The organism is Streptococcus mitis, from assembly GCF_946190115.1.
Lineage (GTDB): Bacteria > Bacillota > Bacilli > Lactobacillales > Streptococcaceae > Streptococcus > Streptococcus mitis_CO.
Genome location: NZ_CAMHZG010000006.1, coordinates 11,885 through 35,244 on the forward strand (window position 1 = coordinate 11,885; position 23,360 = coordinate 35,244).

The window sequence follows — 23,360 nt, forward strand, 5'->3', positions numbered from 1 at the left end:
CTATTATATGGAAGCTATCTAGTATATCCCTATAGAATTATTTTTTAATAAGCAACGTCACTTGAGCGCCACCTCTATCTGGATTTGATAAAAACAATTCTCCTAAATGTCTAGTTGCAACTTGTTTAGCAAATGCTAACCCTAAACCATAGTGCTTATTATTCCTACCTTTATTCTCAGTATAAAATAACTTATCTGCATTTAATAAGGACTGTTCAGTAAAAGGCAGACCATTATTCCACACTACAAAATTAATATACTCTGTTTCCTCAATGATAGTAAGCGTAACTTTTTTTTCTCCAGAACTATATCTTGCTGCATTTGCTAAAATGTTAATTAATGCCCGATTTAAATTAAAGCGATTTCCCTTAAAAAATATTAATTTTGTAGTATTATTAATTTTGAAATCAACCTTTGCATTATTCATTACAGATTTCGCTTCTACTGACAGCTCACTTAAAAATTCGGATAAATGTATCTGTTCTCCATAATCTTTATCTTCAATTAGTAATCTTGAATAATCAATCATTGAACTAAAGTATCTTTCAAAAACTACTATACTGTTATTCATTGACTGAGTGTATTCCTTCTGTTGAACAGTCAAGTTAGTTAATTCAAGCAACTCTAAATTTCCCTTTAGTACTGTTAAAGGAGTTTTTACATCATGAGCTAATGCACCAACTTGAAAAGATAAATCTTCCTTCTCCCTTCTCTCTGATTTGAGTAAATTAGTTAACTCGTCGTCCTTTTGATATAATACAGAAAGAATTTCATCGAACTCTTGTATTTGAGCAGGAATGTTTTTATCTTTAAATGTTAACTGTCCCATGTTTAAAGTCTTTTTTTGTATGAGGAGAAAATTATTTGAAAATTCTTTTATTAATCTTGTAAGTGACCAAATGAGTAAAATTGTTTCGATAACGAAGAAAAATAAATAAGAAAATAGATTAAATGAAAAGTGACGCAAATTCGGATTAACAAACTCAGGTATCATGGGTTGCCTGACAGTAAGTACAATCTCTGAATTAGCGTAATACCCATAATACACTGCATCATTACTTATAGATTCATTTTTAGCAAAAACTTCTCGATAGGCAGGCAAATCCTTTTTTTGATAGTTGCCCTCTTCAATTGTACCTGTCTTGCGATTAAATACAACATAGTCAAATATAGAGTTATTCATTGCTTGGACTACATCACTTAAATTGCTGCTATCACTCACTGAAATTTCCATTTTAGAGCCGTATACATTTAATTGTCCAGTAAAAACAAGTAAATAAGTAAATATAAAAAATAAAAGTATACTCAGTAACGTACCTGTTACTAGTTCTAAAACAGTCCTTATTATTCGCCCTCTAATTGTACTCTTCTTATTCATGCCACTTGTATCCCATACCTCTAACTGTTTTTATAGGATTAATTCCATACGATGAGAATTTTAATCTTATTTGATAGATATACTCAGATATTGAACGAAAGAGGGTTTCAGCATCATCATCATAAACATTTTCATATATATCTTGTACAGTAAAAATTTTTCTTAGATTGCTAGATAATAGCTCTATGATATCATATTCCCTACTTGTAAAGGCAAGACTATCTCCATTAATACAAACAATTTTTTCTTGTAAATAAATCGTTATTGGAGATAATTCTCGAACAATTTGATTACTTAATTCACCTTGTTTGTATCGTTCTTCTCGTTTAAGATTTGCAGCAACTTTAGCAATTAATTGATTGATGCTGAAAGGTTTTGTAATATAGTCATCTCCTCCTAAATTCAATCCTGATACTATATCTTCTTCGGTATCTTTTGCACTAACAAAAATAATAGGGGAGCTTACTTTATTTCTAATCTGCTTACAAATTTGCATACCATCTATATTAGGCATCATTACATCTAATAAAATCAAATCAAATCCTTTGAAATTATTAATATTGATTGGTACGGTGACTTCTTGATACGTCGTTACCTGATAGTTTTTCATTTCTAAAATAGTTCGCATCAGTTTCAAAATTTCAAAATCGTCATCTACAACTAATATCTTATACATTCTATCACCTCAAAAAATTTTAGAGAACTACCTGCAAAGCTCCGTATTCTTGACAAAGAATAGTTTCAATGCATCAATTTGTAATTGTTCTTTATTTTTTAAATTAAATTTTTAGAAACTAGTACAAATCTATTTTACACTATCTTGAACAAAATTCGTAATATTTAATAATCTAATTTGAGTGCCGTCAATGTCATTTCTTATCCAGCAGGAATATCCATAACTTTCCCATCTATATGTGAATAATCCTTCCCCTTAAGTTCTCCAAGGTAATGTTTCAATGATTCTTGATTATTTTAATCTATACCCTCATCACCTACTGAAGCAACAATTATTGAACCTTGACATTTGAGATTGTATCAGAGAAAATTCAGATTTTATTCAGAGAAAAAATCATCTTTACACTGCTAGTGAAATTCAAATTTAAGAAAGAATCAATTTCTAAAATTTTTCATGTCCTAAAAAAACGGAATACGTTTTGAACTTGTTCAGATTATTTTCTATCCCTTCTTCCACTTATGCCCAGCCCAGCCTGCCAAAACAAGTAAAGCAAGGTTAAAAATGATAAAGAAATGTGACCTTTTCAACTTTTCTTTTCAAGATAGGTTGAGTATTCCTATCCTCCTCATCCTCAAAAAGAATTTTAGGTAATTTATAATACCGTTCTGAAGTTTGGTATTGATTTGCGGTAATTCGTTTCATAGCGCTCCTCCAAGTTCTTTGAGTATTAAATCTCCACTTGATTTCAATCGAACCAAGCCACTTTTTTCTAATTCAGCCATACGAGAGATGGCTTCAACAATATCAATTCTCATTTCACGTACTAAAAATGAAATGACAATATAGCGTGATGATTGTAATTCTTTTATCATTTTCCCTCCTGAAAATAAAAAAAGGAGAACAATATTCAACTGTTCTCCACGATAAATTTGTTAAAAAGAAAAACCCTGCCAAATTAATTTTTGGTAGGGTTTTTGGTAGGAAACTAAATTAATTTATCAGTTTCTAAAATGTGTTCACAATTCTAAAAGGCTGATACTATAGTATTCCGAATTCTAATTGGTATATGCCTCTTATTTAAGAGTAACTGAAGCTCCAGCTTCTTCCAATTTAGCTTTGATTTCTTCAGCTTCTGCAGTTGCAACGCCTTCTTTAACAAGTGCTGGTGCACCGTCAACAAGTTCTTTAGCTTCTTTAAGTCCAAGACCTGTGATTTCACGTACAACTTTGATAACGCCAACTTTTTTGTCGCCTGCAGATGTCAATTCAACGTCGAATGAATCTTTAGCAGCACCAGCGTCAGCAGCACCAGCTGCAGCAACAGCTACAGGAGCAGCTGCAGTTACACCAAATTCTTCTTCGATAGCTTTTACAAGGTCGTTCAATTCAAGGATTGAAGCTTCTTTAATTTCAGCAATAATGTTTTCAATGTTCAATGCCATTGTTATTTCCTCCAAATATGTTTTAAATTTATAATAGATTTTCGTAGCTAGGCTACGCTGCGTAGCTTAAGATTAAGCTGCGTCTTCTTTGTTGTCTGCAACCGCTTTGACTGCAAGAGCAACGTTGCGCACTGGCGCTTGAAGTACAGAAAGGAGCATAGAAAGAAGTCCTTCGCGGTTTGGAAGAGTTGCAAGAGCAAGAATCTCTTCTTTAGATGCGACAGCGCCTTCGATTGCACCACCTTTGATTTCAAGTGCTTCAGCGTCTTTAGCAAAATCGTTCAAGATTTTCGCTGGTGCGATAACATCTTCGTTAGAAAATGCTACTGCAGATGGTCCAACAAATACAGATGCAAGATCTTCAAGACCAGCTTTTTCAGCTGCACGACGCAAGATTGAGTTTTTAATAACTTTATACTCAACTTCGCTTCCACGAAGCTCACGACGAAGAACTGTATCTTGCTCAACTGTCAAACCACGAGCGTCTACAACGACGATAGATGCAGCAGCTTTCATTTTTTCAGCTACTACGTCAACTAGTTCCGCTTTTTTAGCAATAATTGCTTCACTCATTAGTGTGTTCACCTCCGTTATTATTTTGCTTGGGGAAATTTTTCAAAAGAAAAACGCGCCCAAACCTAGACACGAAAGTACAATACGCTTCTTTTTACATGATACGTTTTGTCCTCGGTAGGATATTTATGAGTCGAGCTCCCCTACTGTCTTAGGCAGTTTTTTCAAACCGTATATAAGTATAGCATAGTTAAAAAAAGAATGCAAGATTTTTGCAAACTTTTTTAAAATTTTTTGTGATTTTTCTTTTAAAGTTCTACTGTCAGGGCTTGACCTTGCTTAACAACCTGTTCTCCAGCAATATAAACATCATCAACATCACTGGACTTGACAGCATAGACTAGGTGAGAGAGCATATTTTCTTGGGGTTGAAAATGGATTTTCCCTTGTGGTTGAATAACGAGAAAATCTGCCTGCTTGCCGACTTCCAAACTTCCTATCTGATGTTCTATCCCTAGGACCTTAGCCCCTTCGATTGTCAGTGCCTTGAGGGCTGTTTCGATAGGAAATTGGCTGGCATCTCCACTTTTCATCTTCTGAAGAAGGGCTGCTGTCCGTCCTTCCTCAAACATGTCTAAATTATTATTAGAAGCGACCGAGTCAGTCGCAATTCCTACTGCTATTCCTGCTTTTTGCAGTTGGATGATGGGAGCAATCCCTGATGCCAGTTTGAGGTTACTGATAGGATTGTGGGCAATAGACACTTGAGAAGTTGCCAAGCGTTCAATTTCTCTCTCGTTTAGTTCGACCCCGTGAGCAAAGACAGACGGATGATCTAAATACCCCAGTTCTTCTAGAAAGGCTAAGGGGCGTTTGCCGTAGCGTTTCAGGATAATGCCTGACTCCTCCTTGGTCTCCGCAACATGAATATGGATAGGAATATTCAACTCTTTTGCCATATCTAAGCTTTCTGCCAGCAAGTCTCTACTACAGCTATACGGAGAATGTGGGGCTACCATAACCTTGAAATTTGGGTTTTCATATCCTAAAATTTCCTCTATGATGGTTCGTGTTCTAGCAATTGTCTCAGCAGTTGTTTCTGCCTCTGAAGAAAAGAGGGTCGGTGAGAAATAACAACGCATCTTGGAAGCCTTGACTGCCTGATAAATTCTCTCAATATCTACACCATTGGGATTATACATATCGTTGAAGGTTGTCGTTCCTGACTGGAGCATTTCTGTCAGAGCCTCTTTGACTGCCTTGGTAGTCATGTCGGGAGTAAACTCAGCTTCTGCTGGCCAGATGTAGTCATTGAGCCATTCATGGAGATTACTATCATCCCGAATCCCTCGCAAACCTGTCATAGCAGAATGAGTATGGCAATTGACCAAACCAGGCATGATCCAGGCTCCCTGATAGTCTATAATCTGCTCAGCTTGCTCTAAAACCTCTGGCTTCTCTTGACCGACATAGACGATTTGAGAATCCTTAACGGCTAAGATACCATTCAGATAAACATGGAAATCTTGATCACAAGTCACGATATTTACATGCTGATAGACTTTCATTGTTTTTCTCCTTCTAAGGCCTTGATTTTTTCTAGCTATTGTAACAAAAAAGTCACCCGAAGGCAACTTTTTTCGTCCATAAACTTTCAAAAGAGAATGGATTATTCAGAGCTAAAAGCGGCAGCTTGCTGCATTTGGTAATACTTGCCTTTTCTAGCCATGAGGTCCTGATGATTGCCATGCTCCACAATATCGCCATCCACTAAGACTAGAATCATATCCGCATCCTGAATGGTTGACAAGCGGTGAGCAATGATAAAGCTTGTGCGCCCCTTCATGAGTTTAGCAAATGCATCCTGAACTAGCACTTCTGTCCGTGTATCGATGGAGGAAGTCGCCTCGTCTAAGATGAGAATCTTTGGAATAGCCAGAAAGACTCGGGCAATGGTCAAGAGCTGGGCTTGACCGACAGAGAGAGATTCTCCTGCATTTTCCAACTTGGTATCGTAACCCTGCGGCAACTGTTGGATGAAAAAGTCTGCATTGGCTGCTTTGGCAGCAGCAATCACTTGCTCCCGACTAGCATCAGGATTACAAAAGGCAATATTGTCATGGATGGTTCCTTGCTTGAGCCAGGTTTCTTGGAGCACCATACCAAACTGTTGTCTCAATGATGCCCGGGTATAGTCATAAATGGATTTCCCATCCAGCAAGATATCTCCCGAGTTAATGGGATAAAAACGCATGAGGAGATTGATAAGAGTTGATTTTCCGGCACCTGTCGGACCAACAATAGCTACCTTGCTACCAGCTGGAATATCAATAGATAAATCCTTAATCAAAATCTTTTCAGGATGGTAGCCAAAAGAGACATGTTTAAAGGAAATAGCTCCCTTAACTTGGTCACTGGTCAACTCTTCCTTACCACTTTCAGCCACCTCAGGACTATCTAAGACTCCATAAACACGCTCCGCGCAAGCGAGAGCACTTTGCAACTCGGCTAGAACTGAAGAAATATCGTTAAAAGGCTTGGTGTATTGCTGAACATAGTTCAAAAAAGTCACTAAGCGTCCAATGGTCAAGGTGGACCCCATCATGATACGATAAGCTCCTACTCCAGCTAGAAGGGCATAAATAAGCGCATTTACAAAGCGAGTCGAAGGATTAACCGTTGAAGAGTAAAAGATAGCTGACTGCGAATAACCTGCATAGTTGTCATTAGCCTCACGCAGTCTTTGGATAAAATCTTCTTGAGCATTGAAGGACTGGATAATTGTCTGTTGGCTAAGCGATTCTTCAATCAACTGAGTCTGAATTCCCCGCGTCTCTGTTTGCTTTTGGAAGAGATGATAGGAGCGTTTGGCAATAAAGCGTGAAATTACCATAGAAAGTGGCGTCAACAGCAAGACCAAGAGGGTCATGAGGAGGTGAATTTGAAGCATGGCTAGAATACTAACCAAAATCATTAAGACGCCAATAAAGAATTGGTTAAAAATCATGGTCAAGCCAGCTGCCAACTGTTCGATGTCCGTGGTCACACGACTAACCATCTCCCCACTACCTTGCTGATCCACAAAGGCAATCGGTAACCGATGGAGCTTATGGATGATTCGCTCTCGCAAGTCTCTGGTATAAGAAAAGATTAGGCGATTATAGAGGAGAGGATTGACCCACTGCACAAGGGTATTTCCTATGACCACCAAGATCATTTGGAGAAAAATCTGCCAAAAAACTGGTGAAGAACCAGCCACCAGGACTTGGTCAATGACCTTCCCAATCAAGATGGGAAGATAAATTGATAAGCCAACCTGGGCAATAGTTCCTAGAAAAGCTAGGAAAAGGAGGAAGGGATGGCTTGCTAAATCTTTTGCCAAACGTGTGAGTGTTTGATTTGCAGTTTGTCGTCTCATGCTAGTCCTCCTTACCATGTTGAGATGCATTGATTTCGCGATAAACTTGACTAGATTTCATCAAATCCTCGTGCTTGCCGATAGCTAGTAGCTCCCCTTTTTCCAAGAGAAGAATCTGGTCAGCCATCTGTAAAGTCGAGGTTCGTTGAGAAATCAAGATTAAGCTCGTGTCTGGCAAATTTTCTCGGATAGCTTTCAAGAGCTTGGACTCTGTGATGGTGTCGAGAGCTGAGGTCGCATCATCTAGGATGAGAAATGGTGCTTGTCGCAAGACTGCTCTTGCGATAGACAGCCTTTGTTTTTGTCCACCTGAGAAATTTCGCCCTCCTGTCTCAACTAGGGCATCCAAGAGTTCTTCCTTTTCACTAACAAAATCCTTAGCTTGCGCAATCTCCAAGGCCTGCCAGAGTTCCTGGTCAGTCACTTCTTGATTTAAACCTAAAGTCAAGTTGGAACGAATAGTTCCCTTAAAAAGTTCGACCTTTTGGGGCACATAGGCAATCCAAGACCGCCACTGCTCCAAATTAAGAGGACTAGATCCATCTCGATAAAGGTAAATGCTCCCCTTGTCTGCTGGATAAAGTCCAAGGATGAGTTGTACTAAGCTTGATTTACCAGAACCTGTTCCCCCAATGATACCAAGGATTTGCCCTTGCTCCATATCAAAGGAAATATCTCTCAGAGAAGGTTGGGCCGCATCAGGATAGGTAAAGGTCAATTCTTGAACTTGTAAAACCTGATTGCTGGTAACTTGTTTTTTCTCTAATTCTGAATGGATGTCTTCTGGAGCTTCGGCAAAGACTTCCTCAATTCGCTTAGCTGAGATATAGGACTGGTTGAGGGAATTGATCAGCATGGCTAGCTTGACCAATTCCACCAAAATCTGTAAGAGGTAGTTGATGAGGGCAATGAGAGCACCTTGACTAAGTAAGCCTCCTTGAATTGAAATATATCCCTGCCAGATAATAACGAGGAGAGTTCCATTGACAATCAGATAGGTCAGGGGTGTTAATAAACTGGACCAGAAACCTGTCTTTTCTTGTAATCTAGCATAGACTTGGTTAAGAGTTTGAAAAATCTGTAACTCTCGTTTTTCTTGACCAAAAGCACGAATAACCCGCATCCCTTGTATTTGTTGACGCGTTTCTTGAACCAGTTGGTCCGTTTTCTTTCTAAGACTGCTGTAGAGAGGATTAACCAGTCTAGAGAGCCCTACAATAACAATGGTCAAAATGACAACCATGACCAAGAACCAGAAAGTCAGCTCAGCTGAGATGCGATAAGCCATAAAAATGGCACCAAAAACGATAATAGGTGCTCGCAAAAAGAGACGCAGGAATTGATTGACACCAGTCTGAATCTGGTAGGTATCCGAAGTCAAGCGAGTGACCAAGCTAGAAGTGGTCAAACGATCTCTGCTGTCCTTGGGCAAGGAAAGAATATGGCGATAGAGGTCACCTGTCAATTCTTTGGCAAATCCAACCGCAGCCTTAGCTGAGTAGAACTGGGCTATTAAGGCCACTACAACACCAATTACTGCAAAGATAAGGAGCAAACCAATCTGCATCCAGAGATGACCTTGATTTTTCTGGGGCAAGGATTGGTCAACAATCCCAGCAATCACCATAGGAACTAAGAGCTCAAACACAGCTTCTAGTAGCTTGAACAAGGGTGCTAAAATTGATTCCTTGATGTAGGGTTTAAAGTAAGATAATAGGTGTTTCATAAATCCCTTCTATTCGTATTCTGGAAATAAAGAAAGCGGGAAGTGCCCACTCTCTCTGTTTTATTTGTTTAAGTAAGGCAGTAGATAGCCATATCCTTCCTCTTCCATCTCATCCTTGGCCACAAAGCGCAAGGAAGCAGAATTGATACAGTAACGGAGGCCACCAAACTCACGCGGTCCATCTGTAAAAACATGACCCAAGTGAGCATTTCCTGACCGAGAACGAACTTCAATTCGCTCCATTCCATGGCTCAGATCCTTGTAATAATGAATCAATTCCTTGGAAATCGGACGGCTAAAACTTGGCCAACCACAACCTGAGGCGAACTTATCCTTGGCAAAAAAGAGTGGCTCACCCGTCGTAATATCTACATAAATCCCTTCTTCAAAGGTTTGGTCATAGGCATTGGTAAATGGAGCCTCTGTAGCAGCTTCTTGGGTAACACGATAGGACTCTTCAGATAAACTGCCCTTTAACACCTCTTGACTAGGCTTTTCATAGTTAGAGGCATCAATCAATGGCTTATCAGCATCGGTCACATCGATATGACAGTAACCTGAAGGATTCTTCTTAAGATAGTCTTGGTGGTAATCTTCAGCTAAAATATAGTGGCGAAGTTTCTCCACCTCTACTGCAATCTTTCGCCCAAGCATGCGCTCCTGCTCCTGCACCACTGTGTAGATAGCTGGCAAGTCTGCTTCATCCTGGTAATAAATCCCCGTTCGATATTGGCGACCACGGTCATTCCCTTGCTGATTGATGGATAAAGGGTCGATGACACGGAAATAATAAAGTAAAATCTCTCTGAGTGACACTGCCTTCTCATCGTAAATCACTTGAACCGTTTCTGCATGGTCTGTCTCCTTGAGCAACTGGTAATTGGTCGTTTCGAATTGACCATTAGCGTAGCCAACACTGGTTGTTAGCACTCCAGAAATTCGTGAAAAATATTCCTCTAGGCCCCAAAAACAACCACCTGCTAGATAAATTTCTGCCATCTTTATTTCTCCTTTATCAAGTTTTTAACTAATACTCTTCGAAAATCTCTTCAAACCATGTCAGCTTACATCTGCAACCTCAAAATAGTATTTTGAGCTAACTTCGTCAGTTCTATCCACAACCTCAAAACACTGTTTTGAGCTGACTTCGTCAGTCTTATCTACAACCTCAAAGCAGTGCTTTGAGCAACCTGCGGCTAGCTTCCTAGTTTGCTCTTTGATTTTCATTGAGTATAAACTTCTTTTCAAAAAAAGGATAGGAAGCCCTCTGGTCAAGAGTTTCCCCATCCTATCTTCTATTCTTTATTTTGCTTCTACACGGACACCTTGGGTATCAACCTTCAAGTCATGAAGTTTTCCTTTGAAAGGTTGCTTTTCCAATTCTGCCTTAATCGTTGGCATCTTGTCATGAGAAGCCAGAACCATAACTGTCGGCCCAGCACCAGAGAGGTAGGTCGCATAGGCACCATTCTCTTTGGCTACTTGCTTAATCGTCGCAAATTCTCTCACTAAATCTTGGCGATAGCGCTCATGGAAGAGGTCTCCCTCTATTGCTTGCCCAGCAGTCACCATGTCTCCTGCCAACAAGGCAGCAACAGCTACATTGGCGATAGAACTGGCAGTAACAGCTTCCTTGTAAGATAATTTCTTAGGCAAGACACCACGGCTGTCTCGAGTACGCAATTCATAGTTTGGAATGTAGGCTAGGAAATCACACTCTGGGAAGTCTGCTACAATAGCAGAAACTTGTCCATCAACAGAGCTTGCAATAACGAGATTACCATAAATGGCTGGAGCCACATTATCAGGGTGTCCTTCAATCTTAGTCGCTAACTGCAATTTTTCATGGTCTGACAAGTTGAGTTGGCCCAATTGGTTGGCTAGTTCAATCCCAGCAACAATAACCGAGCTGGAAGAACCCAAACCACGCGCCAAGGGAACATCACTAGTCATTTTCAAACGTCTTGGTTGCAAGTCTGGTACAATTTGCAAGGCAATTTTTAGTAAGAGATTACGCTCATCATGTGGAATCCATTTGCCAATCTGGTGTTCAATCAACCACTCATCTCGTTCTTCACAGACCTCGATTTGAAGGTACTTGGTTACAGCTACACCGACCGAGTCAAAACCTGGCCCGATATTGGCACTGGTTGCAGGTACAATAATCTTCATCTTATTCTCCTAGCACCTTGAAGGTATTCAAGAGGTCGAATTCTGAAACCTTCTTCAATTCAGCTGAGACATTTTCAAGTTGAGATTTATTAATCTTGTGTGTGATGATGACAACACGCGCCTTGTCACCATCTTTTCCATCTTGGAGAATTTGCTTGAAGGAAATATCTTGGGCATTAAAGATTTCAGCCAATTTCAAGACCTGACCTTTTGAGTCTGGAGCCAAGATTGAGAAGTAGTAGTTTGCCTTAACATCCTCAGGATTTGCCAAGACCAAGTCACGGCTGTATTCGTTGAAGTCTTTACCGATGGTTCCATCATTCAGGCGACGAACGATACGGACAATGTCCGCCACAACACTTGTTGCAGTTGGTTTTTGACCAGCACCTGGTCCGTAGTACATAGACTCACCAATACCGATAGATTCTACAAAAACAGCGTTCATTACGCCATTCACACTAGCAAGTGGATGCGCTTTAGGAAGGAAGGTTGGAGTCACTTCCGCAGCAATACCTGAAGGAGTTTCTTCGATAGAACCAATCAATTTCACTACATAGCCAAGTTCTTGGGCTACAGCTACATCTTCTGGTGTGATGTTACGAATTCCCTTATGAGCCACATCGTCAAAGGCAACCTTCATACCAAAGGCAAATTGGCTCAAAATAACCATCTTGTAGGCTGCATCAATCCCATCCACGTCATTTGTCGGGTCGCTTTCTGCAAAACCAAGTCTTTGCGCTTCTGCAAGAGCATCATCGTAAGACCATCCTTCTTCCACCATCTTGGTCATCATGAAGTTAGAAGTTCCATTGACTACTCCAAGCACGCGCGTGATTTTATCAGAAGCCAAGGAATTTGCTAGAGTGCGAAGAATTGGAATCCCACCAGCTACTGCTGCTTCGTAGTAAAGTGCTACCTTGTTAGCTTTAGCAATTTCTAACAATTCTGCACCATGGACAGCCAAAAGATCCTTATTAGCAGTAACAACGTGTTTCCCAGCTTCCAAGGCACGAGTGATAAAGGTTTTAGCTGGTTCGATACGTCCCATCAATTCCACTACGATTGTAATGTCTTGATCTGACAAAATATCATCCACATTGGTTACAAAGTTAAAGTCATTCCCTGCTGCAAGCAAGCGATTCTTCTCATCTTCATCCTTGACCAATACCTTGGCAACTTCAATCTCTGAATGTGCTGATTGATTGATTTTTTCTCCATTTTCCTTTAGGAGGAAAGGCACACCACTTGCAACGGTACCAAATCCTAGTAAAGCAATTTTAACTGTCATGTTTGTCTCCTCGAAATTTTCTATTATAGCCATTATAACAGAATTTTATGAAAATTCCTATTATAGTAAATCACTATTTCAATCTAGAAAAGAAAAAACGAATCTGATGATTCGCTCTTCTTAAAATCTAGAAATAGCTTTCCAGAAATGATTATCCAATCTTTTGTAGATTGAGCACTGCATCGTGATTCATCAAGACTTGACCATACTCCTGCAAGACTGAACGACTGATATCACTATCGTCCGCAAACTCGCGCATACGGGCCAACAGCCAAGCTGGATATGGACTTGGATGATTTTCAATATCCACTAAAATGGTCAAATAATAGCGCTCATTCATCTTGTAGAGTTCAGAAGTTTCCATCTCAAAAGTCACTGTCTTAGCAAAAGCAACCAAGTCAGCCAATTTTGCAAAAGAAAGGATGTAGTAGATGTAGGGCTCTTTCTTGCTCTCAGCTTCTTGTTCAGCCTGCTCCTGCTCTTCCTCCTTGGCTTCAACCTGCTCTAGAGATTGAATGGCTTCAATATCATCCTTAGTTTTGTCTGCGATGCTTTTCTCCAAGGTTTTGATAAATTCATCTGGCGACATTTGAGCCAATTCTTCCATATCTGGTAAATCCGATAAGTCTTCAAAATCTAGATTTTGGTCAATCTTTGATTTGGTTACAAAAACATCAACCTTATCAGGTTTTGGAGTCACACGGAAGCTCAACATACCTGTATCCAAAAAGCTTTCAGGCATCTCTAACTCATCCAAGATAGCATAAAAGAACTCTTCTGTTTTTTCTTGAGGAACGAGAAAGTCAGCAATCTCCATGCCACGATCCATCAAATCCTCTAAAGACATCGTGATTTTCAAAGTTGTATCACTAATTTGTTTCATTTTCATTGCTAGTAACCTCATACTTTCAGTTCTATCTATTATACTAGATTTTTACGATTTTATCAAAAGAAGGCTCCTCTGTCGGGATAGATTTTCCCTAGGGTAACTTCTGTAGAAGACTCTAATACTCTTCGAAAATCTCTGCAAACCACGTCAGCTTTATCTACAACCTCAAAGCGGTGCTTTGAGCAACCTGCGGCTAGCTTCCTAGTTTGCTTTTTGATTTTCATTGAGTATAAGAGAAAATTTCTGCAAACAAATAGAAAAAGCCTCCAAAATCGGCTCTTGTCCGACTTTGAAGACCTAATACATCAGAAAGCTTATAGTTTAAAGGTTGCTACACCGAGGATTGAGCGATTTAAGTTTCGAAGAATTTGAAGACTTTGCTCAAACTTCTTATAACGAGTCACTCCGTACTCTTCAACAAGAAGGACTGTATCTCTTTCCAAAAGCGATGGCACATCTTGTAAATCGACAAAATACATTCCTTTTAAAGACTCTTGATTTTGTTTCAATTTATCTAGGATAGCTTTGTTTGAGCTAACGACTGTTAATTCTTGTCCAGCATTTTTGTATGACAAGACATCTGCTAGGTTGGCAATTGTTGTGATCTCTGTTACAAAATCAATTTGATATTGAGAAAAATCACCTGCTCTATTGATTGTTGGGTTAAAGAGATAAACCAATACATTTCCCATCACAACCAAAATCACACAGACTACTCCAATAACAGCTAAACGGAGAATCAAATTCTTCACATTCAATCCAAGCGCTGTCTCACCATTTGCATTCAATTCTTTAGAGTTGATGGTTTCCAATTTTTCAATTTTCACATTTGCATAAGTGTGTTTAAATTTCTCAATCAATCCATCAAATTTTCTCTCTAACAAGTCATTGACATCCTTGCTTGGTGTCAAAATTTTCACACCGACCCCTGCATCGTCAATCATATAGTAGACGGTCAGTTTTTTCCACCAATAATCATTCGTAGAATTTTTCAAGGTTGTTTCTGTCGTATCCAATTCACTGGCCATTTTTTTCAACTCACTGGGCTCTACATCATTGAAAAGATAAGCTCCATTCAAATTCCCATCAATCAATTTCCCGTAGAAATCACTATAACCACCAATTTGATGATTCAAAATCGTTTTGGCTGAATCTTCTGGAGGAGTAATTTTATAGCTAAGATAAGTTGAATAACTTGTTGTGTCTTTGACAGTATTTTTATTCTTAACAGCTTTAATTGTAAATGGTACAGCAATAAGAGCAAATAAAGCTATGAGAGCTAAAATATTTGCTTTTCGTTTTTTGTAAAGATTTGCAAACAAATCAGCTACTGAATAATGTTCAAACATGATTTTTTTCTCCTTTGTTTAGTAGATACTGGTTTTCCTTTGTAAGCATTTTCGCTACGAATATAATCACAAGAACAATTCCCCAGAATTGCATTGTAAATAGATTGAAGAAACTTTCTGAAAAGCTACTTCTAGGCATAAAGAATAGATTATTCAAGATGAGTAAGGACAAGGCAAATAGGATTGTTCTAGAGCGATAGGCTACTTGCAGCATGGCTATGAATAACATACCGAGTAAGAGACTAAGTAGAAAGACTCCTATCATACCATAGTCTGTATACAACTCCATGATATAACTACTTCCGATACCATGTCCTTTCAAGTATTCCTTGTTCAAAACAAGATAGGATAAATTGTGGGCATAACTATTACTATCAATAGCTAGTTCCACACTATTGGTTGTATGTTCAAATGCTTTTCCTCCAAAAATGGCCCCCAAACTCCCCCTTGCAAAATAATCAAGAACAGGACCAAAAGTAAAATTACGGAAATCTCGGTAAGGGAGGCTACTGTTAAATAGAAAACCTCGAGCCAAAACACCAAAACTGGTTCCTTGTTTATAGATAAAGTCAAGTAAGATATCCCAGAAACCTGTATGGGAAACTTGAACATTATCCCGTACATAATTGAGCACTCCCATCGCTAACATGAGAATAGGAGAACCTACAAAAATCGCTAACTTTTCTTTAAATCCAATCCATTTTCCTTTTTCGGTTTGCTCCCGCATAAAGTAATAAACAAAAGCAAATAAAATACTTAAAATAAAAGGATTTCGCGTCCCAATTGCCAAATGAATGGTATTAGCTGCAATAAAGGAGACAAGCACTGCTGTGGCCTGCCATTTCTTTGGTTTGGTTGCCAGATACATACACATTGCGTAGACCGTAAAGGTAGACAAGATGTAGGTAATATAAGGCAGTTTACTTTCAAAATTTGCATAGTAGGCATAGTAGGAAGTCTGCAAACGATACAGGAGTCGTTCAAATAACCGAATGAAATAGAAAGGATAGGTTAGAAGAAAAACTCCTAGTGATACAAAGCGCAACCGCTTGATGTAAACATCTTTTAGAGAACTTCCTATCTTGGGTACTTGTATCTTCTTTCTAGCTATAAAATAGCGAGCTAGGAGCCCTCCTGTGGTCAAGCCCAGAATCGAAACCATGACGACTATAAAGGCAAAACGATAGGCTATGGGATGATAGGTATCCAAAGCACCATCCCTAAAGTAATCAATGGTCGGCCTTGATACCAGAAATACAAAAATAGTTAAAAAGAAAATAAAATGGATTAAGTAATACTTGATATCATTCCAACAAGCAATTAAGCTACTAACCAGTAAGAACAATAAAGTAGAAAGCAAGCTAACATTGTTATTATTAAACAGATACACAATTCCACTTACTAGCGTCAAGGCATAGCTGACTATGGTCAAACTAAATAATAATCGTTTCCCATCAATCACTTGCTCACCCCCGTTCTAATGTAATTTTTTAGATTTTTCAATATTTTTTAGTAATAAGAATCGGTATAAGGAAATATTTATGAATAGAGCCAAAGCACTAATTCTTCTCCCCTTACGGAAAATTGGATTCCTAGCAATAGTAAAGGCATGGCCTTTTAAAAAACGATGAATCTGAGAATAGGCTTCAAATTGTTTATACTGATCATCTAGTAACATCTTATCCAGAATAAAAAAGTAGGCATAGGCCAATCTGAAAAAAGCAACCTCTTTCAAATCCGGATAGTTTTTCACAACTTCATTGTAAAACTTTTGGTAGATATCAATATAGGCTAAATCCTTCTCTGCATAGGGTTTAGTCGTAATACTATCCCCTCTATGGAAATAGTAATAATAGGGTTTGGTATTAACAACGTACTTCTTAGCCAACTTGATTAAATCAAAATGATAATAAGCATCTTCATAAATCAATCCCTTTGGAAAGGATAGGGCAGTTGCAATCTGTCTCTTGATTAGCTTATTGCAAATCGTTCCAGGGATTTTTTCACCTATGAGGTATTCCTTTAGAAATGTTTGAGAATCACAGACAAAATAGTCATCCTGATTGGCTGATTGTGGACTTTCATCATTAGCATAGACATTCATGACACCACAGCTTGAGACATCCGCATCTTCTTGAATTAATTGCTCATATAAGCTCTGAATCATTTCTGGATGGATATAATCATCTGAATCAATAAAAATCAGATAATCCCCGTGAGCCTGCTTCATTCCATCATTTCGCGCTTGCGACAAGCCTTCGTTCTTTTTATGAAGAACTGACACCCTATCATCTTGTTTAGCGATTGCATCACACAAGCCACCACTCTCATCTGTTGCACCATCATCAACAAGAATAATTTCCAGATTTTGATAGGTCTGCTTCTGAATGGAAGCTATCGATTTTTCTAGGTACTGCGCCACATTATAGACTGGCACAATCACACTGATTAATGCAGTTTCCATGCTACTCCTCTAATAGTTTTTCTACTTGTTCGATTTGTTTGGCAATTGTGAATTGTTGAATGAATTGACTAGCCTCATTGACATCGAAGTTTGAAGCAGAGGTCATGTAGTCAGTAATTGCCTGAGCTGCCTCTTGATTGCTCTCAATGATTTGTCCAAATTGTCCGTCTTGGGATAATTCCTCAGCCCCTCCAACATCCGTAGAGACAAAAGGAAGTCCCAGACTCAAGGCTTCCACATACACTCCAGGAAAACCTTCTTGTTTAGACATAGACAAGAGAACTTTCATCCGAGACAAATACTGGTATGGATTTTTTTGATAACCAAGGAAATGTACATAGTCTTCAAGCTCATATTCTTTGACGCGTTTTTTCAGTTCCTCATCCATATCACCAGCCCCTATGAAGTAGAGATGATAGTATTTTCCCTCTTGGTGTAATAATCGTATCACTTCCACCACACGGTCAGAACCCTTATTTTCCTCAATCCGTCCGATAGTACAGATACTTTGAGGCGCAATCTCGATATCGATCCTCTCTTGAGATTTTTCTAGAATACTCTTAAAATCATATCCATTGTAGACCGTCTGTAATTTCGTAGCATAATCTGGATAGACTTCCTTGATAGAATGACTGGTCTTTTTAGAAATTCCTACAATGGTATCCGCAGCATCCAACTGGCGTCTATGTGATTCTCTTTTTGAACTATCCTTAAGAAATTCTTCGATACTTCCATGAATCCAAGAGATCTTCTTGACTTCTTTTCTTTTAGAGAACAAAAGTGGAGGATTCATAATGGTAAAGGAAACTTCAACATCATAGTCATCTTTCACCAGTAAGCGACGTGTCAATCTTGGAAAATAAATTCTCATTCTCCACAAAAAAGCTCGTAACCATCTAGCTTGGCGGTAATCCTGAAGGGATTTTAAAATGCCTACATGCTTGGGAACAGATTCGTATCCCTTGTCAAAGTGCTCCATTTCAAGAATATCAATATCATACTTTTCTGGATTCAGATTTGAAACAATTGTCGACAGAATCTTCTCTGCTCCACCCCCGAGAGAAAAAGACCACATAAAAAATAAGATTTTTTTCTTAGCCACCATATTCTCCCTTGTATTCTGTATAAGACTTATCCATATCAGCGATGACAGCATCATGATGTGGTACTTGCTTGTCTGCTGGCGGAGGCGTCATATAATCCCCAAAAGCAGTGCTGAGATAGGCATCGTAGCCAACTGGAATAGGCATCTCTGTCTCTTCAAATGGCAAGAAGAGATTATCTTCAAACGATTCGATTGGGTACTTGTTTCTCATGTAACCAGGACCCGAGCATAATTCCGTGATTCCATCGCTCTCAGCTAGACTGTACTTGGTCATTTCTTTTTCAGCTTTTTTCCAAATGCGATAACGGAGAGATTTTGGAGTCACACCCAGTAAAATACGGCTTCCCCATTTCATAAGTGCACCATGCTTTTCTGGAATAGTTTGGGCACAAAAGAGTGAATAAATCAAGGCCCAACGAACTTGTTTTTTCCGCTCAGCTGGATTTTTAGGATAATAATCCAAAGGCAACACATCCAAGGCTAGACCATGTGGTAAATTCAAATCCTGCTGGTAAGGTTTGATACAGGTAGTTTCCTTGTCACGAATGGTAATAAAAAGATTGCGGTCGACAAAATCCTTGTTACTCTTTGACAAGAAATAACGCTCATCTGCATAACGAGGCCATAATTCTGCTAATTTCTCATAATCTTTACGAGGCATAAAAAAGTCTAGGTCGTCGTCCCAAGGAATAAATCCCTTGTTTCGAAGGGCACCAATAGCACCTCCTCCACAGAGATAACAAAGTAAATCATGTTCCTTGCAAAATCCCACAAAATATTCAGCCATCTCCAGACTACGAGCCTGAATTGCTTTTAAATCAGTCATATTGTTCATTATTCTTTCTATCGTATCGTTCCATTATACCACAAATAGGGGGTGAAAATCTATTGCAGACTGTAAAAAATCAAAGCTTGACTGCTATCTAAATAGCTATCAAACTTTGACTCTTCTGTCTTATCTTATCTCAAACCCATCTGAGACAATTTATTCTGATATTTGTTTTGATCGACAAGCAAGCCCAAGCCTCCATAAACATCATAGGCATCTACCCAGTCACCCAGTTCTGGAATCGTCAATTTTTCAATGCCATTTTGAACTCCGTCTAGGAAAGACAAGCCATTTGTTAACAAGAAGGTATAAGGAACATTCGTTGAGGTCATTGCGAATACCTTGCCAAGTGCCTCTGAGCCTGTAAAGAGCTTGGTTGGATCTTTGATTTGCTGAAGAACTGCTGTCAGTACTTGTTGCTGTCTTTTGGTACGGCCGTAATCCGCCTCATCATCATCACGGAAACGAGCATAATTGAGCAAAGTCGAGCCATTCATCTGCTGTTTTCCGACTTTGATGGTTTGGGTTGGAGACTCAGTCTCAGTAGCGTGTAAATCATCTCCGACTGTAGCTTCTGTTAGTTGGCGCCCATTCAATGTTGAAAATTGAGCATCAATTGTCACACCATCAGGGAAAAGTGTGTCAATCGCTGTAGCAAAGGCCTGAAAATCGACCAAGGCATAGTACTTAATGTCCAAATCAAAATTATCTTTCAAGACTTGGCGAACCATTTCTGCCCCTTTTTGCCCCTCTTGTTCTCCTAACTCATAGGCTACGTTTAACTTGTTGTCCGTCTGTTTTCTACCGTTAATCACTTGACTGTAACCGTCTATATAAACCAAATTGTCACGCATGAAGCTGACCAGCTTAATTTTCTTATCTGAGCCGCCAACATTTAATACCATAATAGAGTCCGTCCGCGTCTCAGCACTATTTTGACCGATTCGCCCATCTGTACCCATGATCAAAATATTAACACCATCTCTGGTATCCTGACCATTAAAAACTTCAACTTGAGCTGCCCTGGCATTGGCAATTTTATCTGGATTAGCATTGGTATAACCTTTTAAGAACATAAAAATCATACCCAATGCTAGACAAGCTAAGATAGCCAGTAATCCTGAAAAAATGCGCCCCCAACGTAGCTTCCGCTTTTTAGTTTTTTTCTTTGGAAGAGAATTGATTTTCTGGTATCTCTCAGAACGACTACGGCTATTATAAGAAGGAATCGAAGTGTTAGCACTTGACTTTCTATAATCCTCGGTCAATTCCTGATTTTCTGAGGTGGCGTCATTACTTGCCCTATTTAATTTGTCTTGCAAGTAAGCAAACTCTTTTTTTTCTCGCTCATTGAGGTAATGAATATTCTTAAAGAGATAGTCATAACGTAACTGCTCGTGGTGGCTTAAGGGATTTTCTTTACTCATCTTCTCTCCTTTCCATGGTCTGATATTGGATAAATAGGATAGGCACCCAGAACCTTATACTGGATTCCTATGGCTTCTAATTCTTTTTGGGCAAAGCGGACCAAGGCCTTATCAGCATAGTCCACATCGATAATGAAAAAGTATTCGCCCAACGCTGTCTTGAGTGGACGACTTTCAATTTTTGTCAGGTCAATTCCTCTCCAAGCAAAGGTCGAAAGAGCCTTATAAAGTGCACCTGGAAGGTTGTCAGGTAAGGTCAAGGCCAAACTCATTTTCTCAGTTTGTGCTTGCAAGGGAATAGCTGCACCTTCAGCTCCCAGAACCCAGAATCGTGTGAAATTGGCTTCCATTTCCTGAATATCCTCAGCAATCAGTTCCAAGCCATATTCTTCAGCAGAACTTCTAGGTGCAATTGCTGCAAAGGGCTGGTCTGGATGTTCGGAAATAAAGCGGGCCGCATAAGCTGTACTAGCTGTCACCTCAATTTGAGCATCTGGATACTGTTCATCGATGAATTTCTTTCCTTGAGCCAAGGCCTGTGGATGTGAAAAAATCTTTTCAATCTTAGTATGACCTGGAACCACCATCAACTGCTGATGAATAGGCTGAACGATTTCTGCAACTGCTTGAATGCGAGCCTGATGAAAAAGGTAGTCCAAGGTTTCATGAACACTACCCTCAATAGAATTTTCAACTGGCACCACAGAATAGTCCACCAAGCCTTGCTCATAGGCCTTGATGACATCTGTAATATTGGCAAAGGCCTGCAATTCCTCCTGAGGAAAAGCTGTCTGCACAACGTGGTGTGAAAATGATCCCTTGGGACCTAGATAAGCAATTTTCATCTCAGTTCCTCTATAATTTCATCTGGGCTTAGCTTGGTCACATCCAAAACCCGACTAGCTACTTCCTCATACCAGGCCTGTCTTTCTTGGAAAATAGCTGCTAATTCTTCCTTGCTATTATTTAGAAAAAGCGGGCGCTGATTATCCTTATCAGCTGCGATACGTTGGTAGAGGGTTTCAAAATCTGCTTTCAGGTAGATGTTATCTGTATTAGTCTTGAGTAAGTCACGATTTCTCTGAGAAATAACCACTCCCCCACCAGTTGACACGACTTGGTCTCTTTGTAGTAAATCAGCTAGGACTTCTGATTCTATCTGACGAAAGGCCGCTTCTCCCTTTTCCGAGAAAAATTCCGCAATATACATGCCTAAGCGCTTCTCTATCAGAGAATCCATATCGAGATAATCTGGGTCCAAGCCTCTTGCAATAGTCGATTTGCCAGCCCCCATAAATCCGAGTAATACCTTAGCCATGAATCAAGCTCTCCAAATCATCAAAGAAGCTAGGATAGCTGGTATTGATAGCTTCAGCACGATCAAGTTCCACTTCTCCATCTGCAACCAAGAGGGCTGCGATAGCTGTCATCATGCCGATACGGTGGTCACCAAACGTATTGACTCTAGCACCGTGAAGGGCTGATTTTCCTTTGATAATCATTCCATCTGCCGTCGGAGTAATATCCGCACCCATGCTATTTAAAGCGTCTGCCACAACCTGAATACGGTCTGTTTCCTTAACCTTGAGCTCCTCAGCATCCTTGATAACTGTTACACCTTGGGCCTGGGTCGCAAGTAGAGCGATAATTGGCAATTCATCAATCAAGCGTGGAATCAAAGCGCCACCAATTTCTATTCCTTTGAGGTCTGAAGATTCAACAATCAAGGTAGCAGATTTAGCGACTGGGTCAGTTTCAGTTATTTCTAGTTTTCCACCCATGGCGCGAATGACATCAATGATACCTGTACGCGTTTCGTTAATACCAACATTCTTCAGCACTAGACGAGAATTTGGAACAATCAAACCTGCGACTAGCCAAAAGGCTGCACTGGAAATATCTCCTGGAACAACCACCTTTTGTCCATTCAGTTTTTGTGGCCCTTGGACTGTGATTTTCTTACCGTCCACACTTAAATGACCACCAAATTGTTGCAACATATCTTCAGTATGATTACGGGTACACTCTTTTTCGATAATAACAGACTCCCCCTGAGCCTGCAAGGCTGCAAACATCAAGGCTGACTTGACTTGGGCTGAGGCAATTGGCAATTCATAATGAATAGGTCTTAGGTTTTTCGTCCCTTTTAAGTGAAGAGGAGGCAGGTCTCGCTCAGTTTGTCCCGAAATGCTGACGCCCATTTTTTTTAATGGAATCGTCACACGGTCCATAGGTCGTTTGGAAAGACTGTCATCTCCAAACATTTCTACTTCAAAGTCTGCACCCGCAAGGACACCTGAAATCAGGCGAATAGAGGTGCCAGAATTTCCCATATCAAGGGCATTTTGCGGAGCTTTTAGGCCGTCCATACCGACACCTTGAATGGTAATAACCCCATCTTTATCCTCAATCTCAACACCAAGGTCACGAAAAACTTTAATAGTTGAGAGCACGTCCTCGCCCCTTAAAATATCATAAACCTTTGTCTCACCCTCAGCCAAACTTCCAAAGATAATGGAACGGTGACTGATAGACTTGTCACCTGGAACGCGGATACTGCCATGTAAGTGGCTAATGTTTGTTTTTAGTTTCATACTGGACCTCATACTTGCAATACTTTTACCTATTTTATCATAAAAAGCCAGAAATTCCTTAAAAATTCCTGACTTTAGGATTGTTATTTT

The 23,360-nt window shown here is 39.6% G+C and carries 21 protein-coding genes, 1 pseudogene and 1 other annotated feature; all 22 genes and pseudogenes read right to left on the reverse strand.

Going from position 1 to position 23,360, the window contains the following annotated elements:
- Positions 1–37: 37 nt before the first annotated feature.
- Positions 38–1,378 (reverse strand): sensor histidine kinase, encoded by a 1,341-nt coding sequence (locus N8L90_RS04435; RefSeq protein WP_261024338.1) that lies wholly within the window; start codon positions 1,376–1,378, stop codon positions 38–40.
- The gene (locus N8L90_RS04440; protein WP_261024339.1) at positions 1,371–2,054 is read right to left on the reverse strand and encodes a response regulator transcription factor; all 684 of its coding nucleotides are present in this window, start codon (positions 2,052–2,054) and stop codon (positions 1,371–1,373) included. Before N8L90_RS04440 ends, N8L90_RS04435 begins: the two co-directional genes overlap by 8 nt.
- 621 nt (positions 2,055–2,675) lie before the next feature.
- Positions 2,676–2,756 (reverse strand): annotated as a pseudogene (locus N8L90_RS04445) (replication initiator protein A); the annotation flags it as partial.
- Positions 2,753–2,926 carry a hypothetical protein gene (locus N8L90_RS04450; protein ID WP_084819619.1) on the reverse strand — a complete coding sequence of 58 codons (174 nt, stop codon included), beginning with the start codon at positions 2,924–2,926 and terminating at the stop codon, positions 2,753–2,755. The pseudogene N8L90_RS04445 and the gene N8L90_RS04450, both read right to left, overlap by 4 nt.
- 201 nt (positions 2,927–3,127) lie before the next feature.
- Positions 3,128–3,496, reverse strand: coding sequence for a 50S ribosomal protein L7/L12 (rplL, locus tag N8L90_RS04455; RefSeq protein ID WP_001196965.1), 369 nt, complete (start codon positions 3,494–3,496; stop codon positions 3,128–3,130).
- Positions 3,497–3,568: 72 nt separating this feature from the next.
- On the reverse strand, positions 3,569–4,069 hold the full coding sequence (rplJ, locus tag N8L90_RS04460) for a 50S ribosomal protein L10 (protein WP_045606104.1): 501 nt from the start codon (positions 4,067–4,069) through the stop codon (positions 3,569–3,571).
- 38 nt (positions 4,070–4,107) lie between these two features.
- Positions 4,108–4,243, reverse strand: a sequence feature (ribosomal protein L10 leader region).
- Positions 4,244–4,317: 74 nt separating this feature from the next.
- The gene (locus tag N8L90_RS04465) at positions 4,318–5,577 is read right to left on the reverse strand and encodes a TRZ/ATZ family protein (protein WP_261024342.1); all 1,260 of its coding nucleotides are present in this window, start codon (positions 5,575–5,577) and stop codon (positions 4,318–4,320) included.
- 101 nt (positions 5,578–5,678) lie between these two features.
- On the reverse strand, positions 5,679–7,427 hold the full coding sequence (locus N8L90_RS04470) for an ABC transporter ATP-binding protein (protein WP_261024344.1): 1,749 nt from the start codon (positions 7,425–7,427) through the stop codon (positions 5,679–5,681).
- A gap of 1 nt (position 7,428) precedes the next feature.
- Positions 7,429–9,153, reverse strand: coding sequence for an ABC transporter ATP-binding protein (locus N8L90_RS04475; RefSeq protein WP_261024345.1), 1,725 nt, complete (start codon positions 9,151–9,153; stop codon positions 7,429–7,431).
- Positions 9,154–9,213: 60 nt separating this feature from the next.
- A complete protein-coding gene (gene msrB / locus N8L90_RS04480) occupies positions 9,214–10,152 on the reverse strand; it encodes a peptide-methionine (R)-S-oxide reductase MsrB (RefSeq protein WP_049522425.1) in 939 nt (312 codons plus the stop codon).
- 303 nt (positions 10,153–10,455) lie between these two features.
- Positions 10,456–11,325: a homoserine kinase gene (gene thrB, locus N8L90_RS04485; protein WP_261024346.1), complete on the reverse strand. Its 870-nt coding sequence runs from the start codon at positions 11,323–11,325 to the stop codon at positions 10,456–10,458.
- A gap of 1 nt (position 11,326) precedes the next feature.
- Complete coding sequence (locus N8L90_RS04490; protein ID WP_261024347.1) at positions 11,327–12,613, reverse strand: homoserine dehydrogenase; 1,287 nt, start codon at positions 12,611–12,613, stop codon at positions 11,327–11,329.
- A 151-nt stretch (positions 12,614–12,764) separates the two neighbouring features.
- Positions 12,765–13,502: an adaptor protein MecA gene (mecA, locus tag N8L90_RS04495; protein ID WP_045606088.1), complete on the reverse strand. Its 738-nt coding sequence runs from the start codon at positions 13,500–13,502 to the stop codon at positions 12,765–12,767.
- Between the two features lie 314 nt (positions 13,503–13,816).
- Entirely contained in the window at positions 13,817–14,851 is a 1,035-nt protein-coding gene (tarQ, locus tag N8L90_RS04500) for a teichoic acid biosynthesis protein TarQ (protein WP_261024348.1), read from the reverse strand.
- On the reverse strand, positions 14,844–16,313 hold the full coding sequence (locus tag N8L90_RS04505) for an O-antigen polysaccharide polymerase Wzy family protein (protein ID WP_033677541.1): 1,470 nt from the start codon (positions 16,311–16,313) through the stop codon (positions 14,844–14,846). The genes tarQ and N8L90_RS04505 overlap by 8 nt, the downstream gene beginning before the upstream one ends.
- 15 nt (positions 16,314–16,328) lie before the next feature.
- Positions 16,329–17,315 (reverse strand): glycosyltransferase family 2 protein, encoded by a 987-nt coding sequence (locus N8L90_RS04510; RefSeq protein WP_033677545.1) that lies wholly within the window; start codon positions 17,313–17,315, stop codon positions 16,329–16,331.
- 1 nt (position 17,316) lies between these two features.
- Entirely contained in the window at positions 17,317–18,420 is a 1,104-nt protein-coding gene (locus tag N8L90_RS04515) for a glycosyltransferase (protein ID WP_261024349.1), read from the reverse strand.
- Positions 18,410–19,255: a LicD family protein gene (locus N8L90_RS04520; protein WP_261024350.1), complete on the reverse strand. Its 846-nt coding sequence runs from the start codon at positions 19,253–19,255 to the stop codon at positions 18,410–18,412. Before N8L90_RS04520 ends, N8L90_RS04515 begins: the two co-directional genes overlap by 11 nt.
- Before the next feature lie 125 nt (positions 19,256–19,380).
- Positions 19,381–20,676 carry an LCP family protein gene (locus N8L90_RS04525; RefSeq protein WP_261024351.1) on the reverse strand — a complete coding sequence of 432 codons (1,296 nt, stop codon included), beginning with the start codon at positions 20,674–20,676 and terminating at the stop codon, positions 19,381–19,383.
- Positions 20,673–21,521 carry a prephenate dehydratase gene (gene pheA, locus N8L90_RS04530; protein ID WP_000686442.1) on the reverse strand — a complete coding sequence of 283 codons (849 nt, stop codon included), beginning with the start codon at positions 21,519–21,521 and terminating at the stop codon, positions 20,673–20,675. Before pheA ends, N8L90_RS04525 begins: the two co-directional genes overlap by 4 nt.
- Positions 21,518–21,994: a shikimate kinase gene (locus N8L90_RS04535; protein WP_261024352.1), complete on the reverse strand. Its 477-nt coding sequence runs from the start codon at positions 21,992–21,994 to the stop codon at positions 21,518–21,520. Before N8L90_RS04535 ends, pheA begins: the two co-directional genes overlap by 4 nt.
- Positions 21,987–23,270 carry a 3-phosphoshikimate 1-carboxyvinyltransferase gene (gene aroA, locus N8L90_RS04540; protein WP_261024353.1) on the reverse strand — a complete coding sequence of 428 codons (1,284 nt, stop codon included), beginning with the start codon at positions 23,268–23,270 and terminating at the stop codon, positions 21,987–21,989. The genes N8L90_RS04535 and aroA overlap by 8 nt, the downstream gene beginning before the upstream one ends.
- Positions 23,271–23,360 lie beyond the last annotated feature (90 nt).

Bases quoted from the DNA above. Each gene is read 5' to 3' on its own strand.
- msrB (WP_049522425.1), bottom strand. From the start codon at position 10,152: ATGGCAGAAATTTATCTAGCAGGTGGTTGTTTTTGGGGCCTAGAGGAA.
- N8L90_RS04525 (WP_261024351.1), bottom strand. From the start codon at position 20,676: ATGAGTAAAGAAAATCCCTTAAGCCACCACGAGCAGTTACGTTATGAC.
- N8L90_RS04440 (WP_261024339.1), bottom strand. From the start codon at position 2,054: ATGTATAAGATATTAGTTGTAGATGACGATTTTGAAATTTTGAAACTG.
- N8L90_RS04475 (WP_261024345.1), bottom strand. From the start codon at position 9,153: ATGAAACACCTATTATCTTACTTTAAACCCTACATCAAGGAATCAATT.
- tarQ (WP_261024348.1), bottom strand. From the start codon at position 14,851: ATGTTTGAACATTATTCAGTAGCTGATTTGTTTGCAAATCTTTACAAA.
- pheA (WP_000686442.1), bottom strand. From the start codon at position 21,521: ATGAAAATTGCTTATCTAGGTCCCAAGGGATCATTTTCACACCACGTT.
- N8L90_RS04435 (WP_261024338.1), bottom strand. From the start codon at position 1,378: ATGAATAAGAAGAGTACAATTAGAGGGCGAATAATAAGGACTGTTTTA.
- N8L90_RS04470 (WP_261024344.1), bottom strand. From the start codon at position 7,427: ATGAGACGACAAACTGCAAATCAAACACTCACACGTTTGGCAAAAGAT.
- N8L90_RS04490 (WP_261024347.1), bottom strand. From the start codon at position 12,613: ATGACAGTTAAAATTGCTTTACTAGGATTTGGTACCGTTGCAAGTGGT.
- rplL (WP_001196965.1), bottom strand. From the start codon at position 3,496: ATGGCATTGAACATTGAAAACATTATTGCTGAAATTAAAGAAGCTTCA.
- mecA (WP_045606088.1), bottom strand. From the start codon at position 13,502: ATGAAAATGAAACAAATTAGTGATACAACTTTGAAAATCACGATGTCT.
- N8L90_RS04535 (WP_261024352.1), bottom strand. From the start codon at position 21,994: ATGGCTAAGGTATTACTCGGATTTATGGGGGCTGGCAAATCGACTATT.
- thrB (WP_261024346.1), bottom strand. From the start codon at position 11,325: ATGAAGATTATTGTACCTGCAACCAGTGCCAATATCGGGCCAGGTTTT.
- aroA (WP_261024353.1), bottom strand. From the start codon at position 23,270: ATGAAACTAAAAACAAACATTAGCCACTTACATGGCAGTATCCGCGTT.
- N8L90_RS04510 (WP_033677545.1), bottom strand. From the start codon at position 17,315: ATGGAAACTGCATTAATCAGTGTGATTGTGCCAGTCTATAATGTGGCG.
- N8L90_RS04520 (WP_261024350.1), bottom strand. From the start codon at position 19,255: ATGAACAATATGACTGATTTAAAAGCAATTCAGGCTCGTAGTCTGGAG.
- N8L90_RS04465 (WP_261024342.1), bottom strand. From the start codon at position 5,577: ATGAAAGTCTATCAGCATGTAAATATCGTGACTTGTGATCAAGATTTC.
- rplJ (WP_045606104.1), bottom strand. From the start codon at position 4,069: ATGAGTGAAGCAATTATTGCTAAAAAAGCGGAACTAGTTGACGTAGTA.
- N8L90_RS04515 (WP_261024349.1), bottom strand. From the start codon at position 18,420: ATGGTGGCTAAGAAAAAAATCTTATTTTTTATGTGGTCTTTTTCTCTC.
- N8L90_RS04450 (WP_084819619.1), bottom strand. From the start codon at position 2,926: ATGATAAAAGAATTACAATCATCACGCTATATTGTCATTTCATTTTTA.